The sequence below is a fragment of the Bartonella queenslandensis AUST/NH15 genome (assembly GCF_000312585.1).
GTDB classification, from domain to species: Bacteria; Pseudomonadota; Alphaproteobacteria; order Rhizobiales; family Rhizobiaceae; genus Bartonella; species Bartonella queenslandensis_A.
In genome coordinates this window covers 57,790-66,673 of record NZ_HE998010.1, presented here as the reverse complement: position 1 = coordinate 66,673, position 8,884 = coordinate 57,790, and the positions used below count along the sequence as shown (strand labels likewise).

At 37.9% G+C, this 8,884-nt stretch carries 4 protein-coding genes; 3 read left to right on the top strand and 1 reads right to left on the bottom strand.

Annotated features, from left to right (window positions below):
- Together BN338_RS07435 and BN338_RS07430 are read left to right on the top strand one after the other, a co-directional pair.
- Positions 1 to 2,324, top strand: a 2,324-nt coding sequence (locus tag BN338_RS07435) for an autotransporter outer membrane beta-barrel domain-containing protein (protein WP_039760596.1), incomplete at its 5' end; no start/stop codon positions are given.
- A 145-nt stretch (positions 2,325 to 2,469) separates the two neighbouring features.
- A complete protein-coding gene (locus BN338_RS07430) occupies positions 2,470 to 4,476 on the top strand; it encodes an autotransporter outer membrane beta-barrel domain-containing protein (protein ID WP_039760594.1) in 2,007 nt (668 codons plus the stop codon).
- A gap of 205 nt (positions 4,477 to 4,681) precedes the next feature.
- On the opposite strand, the gene BN338_RS13215 is transcribed toward BN338_RS07430, so the two are convergent.
- Positions 4,682 to 5,008, bottom strand: a complete 327-nt coding sequence (locus BN338_RS13215) for a hypothetical protein (RefSeq protein ID WP_244427632.1) — start codon at positions 5,006 to 5,008, stop codon at positions 4,682 to 4,684.
- Between the two features lie 13 nt (positions 5,009 to 5,021).
- On the opposite strand from BN338_RS13215, the gene BN338_RS07425 reads away from it, so the two are divergent.
- Positions 5,022 to 7,430 carry an autotransporter outer membrane beta-barrel domain-containing protein gene (locus BN338_RS07425; protein ID WP_244427631.1) on the top strand — a complete coding sequence of 803 codons (2,409 nt, stop codon included), beginning with the start codon at positions 5,022 to 5,024 and terminating at the stop codon, positions 7,428 to 7,430.
- Positions 7,431 to 8,884 lie beyond the last annotated feature (1,454 nt).

Sequence of the window (8,884 nt, the reverse complement as noted above, 5' to 3'; positions counted from 1 at the left end):
CTATAATGAACATTATTCGTGCGGATAAGGCAAGAGAAGAAAAAGTCTTTAAAAATGTTTTTGTCCGCGATAACTATAGTGCTGTAGTCGCTGATGACAAAGCCTTTATTATCATTGAAAACTCAACAATGCGCTCCGGTGGCGTTTTGCTTTCTGCATCGACAGGTGGACGCATTCACGCTAAAGAAATTTTAGGGAAAGCAGGAACGCATGGTTTAGAAATTACCAATGGGATAATCCATGTTGAAAATTCAATCATAACCGTCGCAGGACATCATAAAAATTATGGTATCCGTTTTAACTACATCTCGGATTCTTACGTAAAAGAGGGAGAAAAAGTTGTCAATAAGGCGATTCTCACCAATACAAAACTTCTAATGACAGATGGTATTGGTATTGCAGGACCGTACTCCTCGAAATCTGTTGCTGAGGTTTTTCTTACAAATTCAGAAATTCGTGCTGATATGTTGTTGAAGAATAAAGGCGTACCGGAGGATACTAAGCCTAAGACCCTCATATTAACTGCTGATAATTCAATTATGGAAGGAAAAGTAAAAACCTTTACTGAAAATACAACGGTTTTTACTCTGAACAATGGTAGCAAATGGCACTTAAAAATTAGTCCATTTGAAGTAGAAGACGAATACAGCTCATCTGCTTCATACAAACTCATTGACATTAAGCAACGAGCACAATCTGTTGTTTCAATCCTAAATCTTAATAACAGCTCTATTGTATTTAATGCCCCGCATGATTTAGTAGAAAACCATTACCAAACCTTAAATGTAGGAAGACATCCACAAAAAGCAGAGCAAAACAGAAGCTCCGATACAGCAGCGGTTTACAGTGCAACAGGCAACGCAAGGATTTACTTTAATACTGAATGGAGTAATGGTCTTACAAAAGAACAACAAAAAACTGACCGTGTTCTTGTTCGTGGTGATGTCTCAGGCACCACAGCGATCTATTTCAATAATCTTTCAAAACATGCAGAGCCATTCGGTAATGAAGAAATGGGAGATTCAATTTCTTTGAATATGCGTGGGCTCTCACTCATTCAAGTATCTGGGCAAGCAAATGAAAATTCCTTCAAACTTGCCCATGGCTACACCACAATGGGGGGCTCACCTTATAAATATATACTCAATGGTTTTGGACCAACATCCAGCCGTGGAAAAGCCGATAGTGCACAAAGTCATTTAAGCGGAACATCACAAGAATCAAAAGAAAAAGATGCACAAAATACCGATGCACCATCCCTTAGAAAAGAAAATAACATACAAACACTTTTAGAAGAAAATGAAAATTTCTGGGATTTCCGCTTGCAAAGTGCAACTCTCGATGAAGAAGGAAAAATCAAAGCCCTTGTTCCTCAAATGGCAAGCTACTTGGTTATGAATAACGCACTCTTCTCCACAGGATTAGCAGATATAAGCAATCAAAATACGCTATTAGATAATATGCACTCAACAGTTTTCGGATTAGAAGGTCATAAAAAGAAAGGGATCTTCTTATCGACTTATGGCAACAAGGTTACATTATCTTCTAACCGTAGTCCATTGGAATATGGTTATGGTGCAGATGTCCGCTATGCTGCTTTACAAGCAGGCATTGCATTAGCAACATTAGAAAAACAAAATATTATTGCGAATTTTGGTTTTTTAGGCACCTATGGAAAGCTTGCTTTTACACCAAAGGATATGGAAGGTTCTGACAAAAGCACACTGGATAAGTGGTCATTGACAGCCTATGGTAATCTCCACTACGATAATGGTCTCTATTTTAATACACTTTTCTCCTACGGCATTTTTAACGGACATATTACAACAGCCCTTATTGGCAACACCACAGAGTTAAAAAATACGGATACATTAAATATATCAGCGACCGTTGGACAAAAATTAGCGACCGGCGTTGAAGGATTGGCCCTTGAACCACAAGCGCAATTGATTTATCAACAAATTGCATTTGGCACGCTTTCAGATATCGATGGCTTCCAAGTTAATATAAATACCCCCCATCAATGGTTGGTTCGTATTGGAGGGCGTTTGACAAAAACAATGCTGCCTATTGAAAAAGATCATGTTCTTTCTTTTTATGGTAAATTGAACATTATCAAAGCTTTTAGTGAGAAAAACACGATTGATATCGTTGAATCTTTCCATATCGATTCTATGGGCTCTTCTCTTGAAGGTGGGCTTGGCGTTAACGCGCAACTTTCCAAAAATATTGCGCTTCATGCTGATGTTAATTACCAACACAAACTCCAAAAAGCTGGATTCTCTGGAATTAATTTTTCTGGTGGAATGCGTTATCGCTTTTAACGATTTTAGCTTTCTCTTTTGACATATAAGCAGCACTGAAATGTAAGCAGCGCTGCTTATTTTGGTGCATTACGAAAAACTGTGATGTGTCAGAGAGTGGTTCATTTTTTATCAAAAAAGATAAAGTATCTTAGGGAATATTTCTATGCGTAGAAATCTTTTGTTATGTACAGCTGCTTGTGCTTTGTTTTCTTCTTCTTTTACTTTCACCTCTACCAGTATCGCCTCTAGCCTCCCCCCTGAAACACGCCGTACCCTTGAAGAAATTGTCAAATTACCTCAACAATATCACCATGCCATTGATTTAATAAACACACCAACACAAGCAGAAAAAAATCTTGAGAAGATCGCCTCTGGCGCCATGTTAAGAGATAGTTCACAAGTGGATCAAATATTAGATGAAATAGACCGTACGATAAAACCTTATCTTGCAGGGATCGTTGATAATAGTTCAAATGAATTGCAGAAGTCAAGAGAGAATAGACGCGCCGAACTCATGGCAATCCAATATGAGCAAAATATACAACACATGATGCAGGCCAATGCCCAGCTAAATCGCATGCAACAGGAGAGGCAGATACAAACAGCAAATTTATTACGGGGTTACGACAAAGCAATTTCCGATGCCGCGCAGGCGGCAGCAATACTTGAAGCTGATAACCAACAACGTGTTAATGCCGCGCACCAACAGTGGATAACACAAGACAATCACGATTGGCACAAACTGCAAAATACAGCAGAGATATTACATAAAGCAGCAAAAGTGGATAATGCCTTACAAGGACAAAACAAGGAACTTTCCGATACTTTACGTAAAGCAGTACTAGGTACTTTGAACAGCGATGAAATAACAAACGTGGAGAGAAAAGGAGAAATATCCCCTCCTCCAAAGGAAAATTCATCCTTAAGAACAGAGCATGGAATTATACCGCCTAAAATAAATAGAAATTCGCAATCTGATATTGATCCTAAAACGAACACCACTTCCTCAACATCCGAAACGTCTCCTAACACATCCGCAAAAGCGCATGTGAAATTACTCTCAAAGGTTGATAATACCGCTATCACTGATCCTCAAAGCAACCCTCAACTTAAAGATGGTAAAGCACTCAAAACTTCTTCTTTTCTCGATGACGCAGTAGACAGAAAAACGCTTACACCACAAATAGAAAACTCTCTAATCATGCCTATCGCAATGTTTTCTGTTGGGGTTGCTGATGCCAACAATCAAAGCATCTTGTTAGATAATATGCAAATAACAATGTTTGAACCCAAAAATTATCAGGAGAAAAGCATTTTCTTATCTACTTTTGGCAATAAAAACACGTTTTTCTCCCGCATTCAAACAGAACGAGAGAACATTCAAGTAAAACAAGAAGATGTTCAAACAGAACAGGAGAGCGTTCATGCAGATATTCGCTATGCGGCATTGCAAGCAGGGGCAATATTAGTAGCGCGAAAAGATCAGAATATCAGCACCAATTTTGGTTTTTTCGGAACATATGGAAAATTATCTTTTGCTCCTAAAAATGCAGAAAGCTTTCATAAAAAGATGTTTGATAAATGGTCACTCACCGCATATGGAAACATTCAGCATGACAGTGGCATCTATGCAAGTGCATTTCTCTCTTACGGAATTTTTAAAGAAAATATGGGTAACAATTTCATCAAAGATACCCCAAAAATGGATAATAGTAAAATTTTAGGGGCTGCTGCAACTGTTGGTCAAAAGCTATCAACCAGTTTTGAAGGTGTCATCCTAGAACCACAAGCACAACTTGTTTATCAACATCTCATGCTTGGCTCTTCCTCAGATAACAGCTCTTCTTCAAATGATAGTTCTCCCTCAGATGAGGATACCTCTAAAGTAAACATAAGCAGACCTGATCAATGGTTGCTCCGTATTGGCGGGCGTTTAACGCAAAACAAAGGCCATGCCCTTTCCTTCTACGGCAAACTGAATCTGATAAAAACTTTCAGTAAGAATTTTCAGCTTGCTGCTATGGGATCTTTAATTGAAGGTGGTTTTGGTATTCACGCACACTTATCGCAAAATATCAAACTTCATAGTGATCTCAGCTATCAACATAAGTTCAAAAAAGTTGGCATCTCTGGAATAAATATTTCCGCTGGAATGCGCTATCACTTTTAAAAATATTTGTATTCCTATCTTGAAATATAAAGAGCCCTCATTATGTTTCGTTTTGTCGCTTACAAAAGAGACATAATGAGGTCAAAGTTTTATATTTTATGAGAGGGGGAAATATTTAGGAATACATCCATATGAAAAAAAGTTTCTTACTATACACCGTTTCTGGAGTTTTGTTTTATTCTTCCACCAGCTTGTCTTATGCTCTTCATAGCGTGACTCCACCAACACGAGCTACTGTTTCTCCAGTTCCACCACTAAATGCTGAGACAAGCCAGTATCCGTCCCATCCACCTTCAACACCTAATGCGCCCACTACCCCTACAGCACCTAACCTCACAGCCACACAAGATACTCTTACTACACAATCTACAACAACAGAAACAGTAAAATCGAGAAGACGTTCAGGAGCTCCCACCTCGTCTACAAAGTCTTCCAGTGAAAAAACACCACCGAATTCTGCTGTAACTTTACAGTCAGAAGCAACACAATCTTCACCCACTTTACGATCAACATCTGCAAACTCTGACCTCAAAAGATCGGAATTTATGAGACCAACAGCAGAACAAACACCGGCGTCTAATGAATCAGAGATCACGCACCCAATATCTTTAAGAGCAGAAGCTGGAAAACTAACATCACAGATAGCGCCAAAATCTGAAAAATCAGTGCCTGCACAAAACGAATATATAAGCGCTGGAGTTGAGGCTCAGAACGGTAAGACTGTAACTTTGCATAACAAAAAAATTCAAGACAGGTGGAGTGCTGTCCATGCAGAGGGAAATAACTCAAAAGTCCAAATGAACGGGGGAACCGTTGATGCTGGTTTTATTGCACTGAGTGTATCCAATGGTGGAGAAATTGATGCCAAAGATATTATGGTAACAGCAGAAACAACTGGTTTAGCCAACATAGAGGGTACAATCAATCTCAAAGATTCAAGCGTTCATGTCACAGGAAACTATGAAACGAATGGTATTGTTTTCCGCAATAATCCATATCATGCTTCTAGAAAACGGTATACAGGCAATGCTGAAAGAAATGCCAACGCCGTTCAAGAACAAGATATTGCTGGTAAAGTAAATCTAGAGAATACGAAGCTTTTTGTTAACCATGGGGTGGGTATCAACCTTTATGGAACGAACACAAACGGTGTCGTCAACCTTAAAAATTCAGAAATTCATGCCGATATTTTATTAGAAAATATCAAAAGCGAAAGTGAATCCACAAACACTCTTACATTGGTTGCGGATCACTCTTCTTTAGAAGGTCGAGTAAAAACTTCTAAAGATAATAGAACAATTTTTGATCTAAAAGAAGAGACGAAATGGCTCTTAAAGCCAAATAAAAATGCCTTAAATAATGATAGTGTCTCAGATGACGATAATATTTTAGATGACTATAGACAGTTTGGTCTTGATGAAAAATCACTCTCTAATCTTTCTGTATTGCGCCTTACAAACAGTGCCATTATGTTTGAGAAACCAGTGGAGGGACGTTACCAAACCCTGTTTATAGGACCTAATCTTTCGCGAGAAAATGAAACAGCTCCTACAGCAGCAGTTTATAGTGCAACAGGTGTTACAGAGATTTATGTTAACACGCAATGGGACAAACATTCTCCTATCACGGAACAGCAAACCGATCGTGTTGTGATTAATGGTGATGTCTTAGGAAGTACTGTTGTTCACATCAATCTCCAAGAAACAGATAAAAAAATAACCGATAGCCCTGCTGTTTGGGGAGAATATATGGCATCACTTCCTTTAGGGACACATGGAGTTTCAATCATTCAAGTTTCCGGACAAGCAAACGAAAATTCCTTCACGTTAGCAGGAAACTATATGACAATAGGTGGAAAACCTTATAAATATGTCCTTAAAGGCTATAAACCTGGAACATCTCATGAGAGCCAAAGTCTTTTGGGAAACAATAGTGATTTCTGGGATTTCCGCTTACAGAATGCCTACATTGATAACGATAAAAAAGTTCGAGCGCTTTTACCACAGGTAGCAAACTATTTAACGCTGCCGAATACTTTATTTTCTGCTGGATTTGCTGATGTAAACAATCAAAATACGTTACTAGATGCTATGCAGACAACAGTATTTGGAGCAGAAGATAATAAAAAGAATAATCTTTTTTTCTCTTCCTATGGCGAGAAAGTCACTTTATCTTCCAACCGTGGTCCACTACGCTATGGTTATGATGCTGATGTAAACTATGGAGCTTTACAATTGGGGGTCGTATTAGCCGCCTTAGAAAGCAAAGACATACGCACACATTTTGGTCTTTTAGGAACGTACGGAAAGCTTGCCTTTACGCCAAAAGAAATGCAAGATTCTGAAAAGACAACGCTTGATAAATGGTCACTTACCGCTTATAGCGGCATCCAGCATAGGAATGGTCTATATCTCAACGCTCTTCTTTCTTACGGAGCCTTAAAAGGAAATATTACCACAGCTCTTGTTGGGAATGCCGCAAAATTGGATGGTACTGAGATCCTTAATATATCCGCAACCCTTGGTCAAAAGTTAGCAACCGATACAAAGGGGTTGGTCTTTGAACCACAAGTGCAATTCATTTATCAAAATCTCATGTTTGATAGTTTTTCAGATGCCAATCGCTTAAAAGTAGACATGGGCAATCCACATCAATGGTTGATCCGTTTTGGTGGACGTTTAACAAAAACGATAATGGCTGCTGAAGAAAACAAAGCTGTTTCCTTCTATGGAAAAATGAATGTTATCAGAACTTTTGGTGACGGTAAAACAATAAAAATTGCTGATACTTTTCATCTTGATCCTACCGGCTCTTCAATTGAGGGAGGCATGGGTGTAAATGCCTATCTTTCTCAAAATATCGTGCTGAATGGTGATATTAGCTATCGACAAAAACTGCAAAAAGCCGGTGTATCAGGAACCAATGTTTCTGGCGGAATACGGTATCGTTTTTAAAGCAAAAGCACTTTTAACGTAAATAAAATAAAAGGGCAGCACAATATGCTGCTTTTTTATTTAAATTTATATTTTAAAAATTCTCAACAAACATTATCCCATCAAAACTAACTTATAATGGTTTTTTCATATTGAATAAAAAACTGAATACCATGCATTCTCTCATTTCCAATCTGTGCACCTTGAAGCAATCAGAACTATTCGCTTGCACATCACAAGCAGAGGCGTTGATGTATTAATAAAAATTATTTAAGAAAAGCGTAAAAATGCTTCTTACGAACCATAACAACAAAAGGAACATTAAAAATTGGCAAAGTGAATAATAATAACCAGCTTGCTCTCTTCATAGGCAAAAAATAGTAGCCTTTGACCATTCTTTTGCACCACTTATAGAGCCTTTATACACTTCACGAAGTGTCCTATACATTCATGGAGCACCATGATGAAATGAATATGAGCATTGAGAAAGTTCTCTTTAAAACAAGCACATAAATTGGCAACGATCAATCTCTTCTGTTTTAAATATTTTGTTTTGTATGAAGCGCGTTCCCTCATGAAAACTTTTTCCTATCATCATGATGTCCCAACCACACCAAAAGAACAAAACAAGCCTTTTGGGGTATTGGTCAAGGGCACCATAAAGCCACACCATAAGAGGTTCTTTCACTTAAAAAACTAAAGCTTGTTGCTCCCATTGCACAACACAGATCTGATGTCATAATTTTGACAAGCGAATATTCAAAACTTGAAAACAAAACAAGCTTCTCATTAAAAAGTCTATCCGTTAAAAAAAACTGTTTTTATTGCCAATCTCCTAAAATTACTTTACATATTAAAGAATGTTTTTGGTCGTCTACGCAAAAACCAATAGGGACTTGAAAACCTAATATAAAAATAAACCTACTCTTGTAGAGGCCTAGAATTCCGGGAATTTTTGCTATGTCCAGGTGCTTTTCTGCACTAAAAGCAAAAAGCTGATTCGAGGTCAGTGCTTGTTACTCCCGGAATACTCATGCGAGGGCGCTCGCAATCGGAGGGGAGAATGCAAACTCAAAATCTTCATAAGCTTTCCAAACTGCTTTCAATAACAGTGACTATAACATAACAAAATGATGTCTCAGCCGCATAACAAAGGACAAAACAAGTCATTTTGGTTATTGATTAGGAACAGCACCGTAAAGATGCCTCCAGCTTAACAAGCAAGTTTTTTCCTTTGTGAAAAGCAAATCTGAAAACGTAAATTTAGTTGAGTAAGCAAATATTCAAAATTTGAAAAGCAAACAGCTTCTCATTAAAAAGTCTATCCGTTTTAAAAAACTGTTTTTATTGCCAATCTCCTAAAATTACTTTACACATTAAAGAATGTTTTTGGTCGCATACGCAACAACCAATAGGGACTTGAAAACCTAATATAAAAATAAACCCACTCTTGTAGAGGCCTAGAATTCCGGGAA

Coding starts and splice junctions, on each gene's coding strand:
- BN338_RS07430 (WP_039760594.1), top strand. CDS start 2,470: ATGCGTAGAAATCTTTTGTTATGTACAGCTGCTTGTGCTTTGTTTTCT.
- BN338_RS07425 (WP_244427631.1), top strand. CDS start 5,022: ATGAGACCAACAGCAGAACAAACACCGGCGTCTAATGAATCAGAGATC.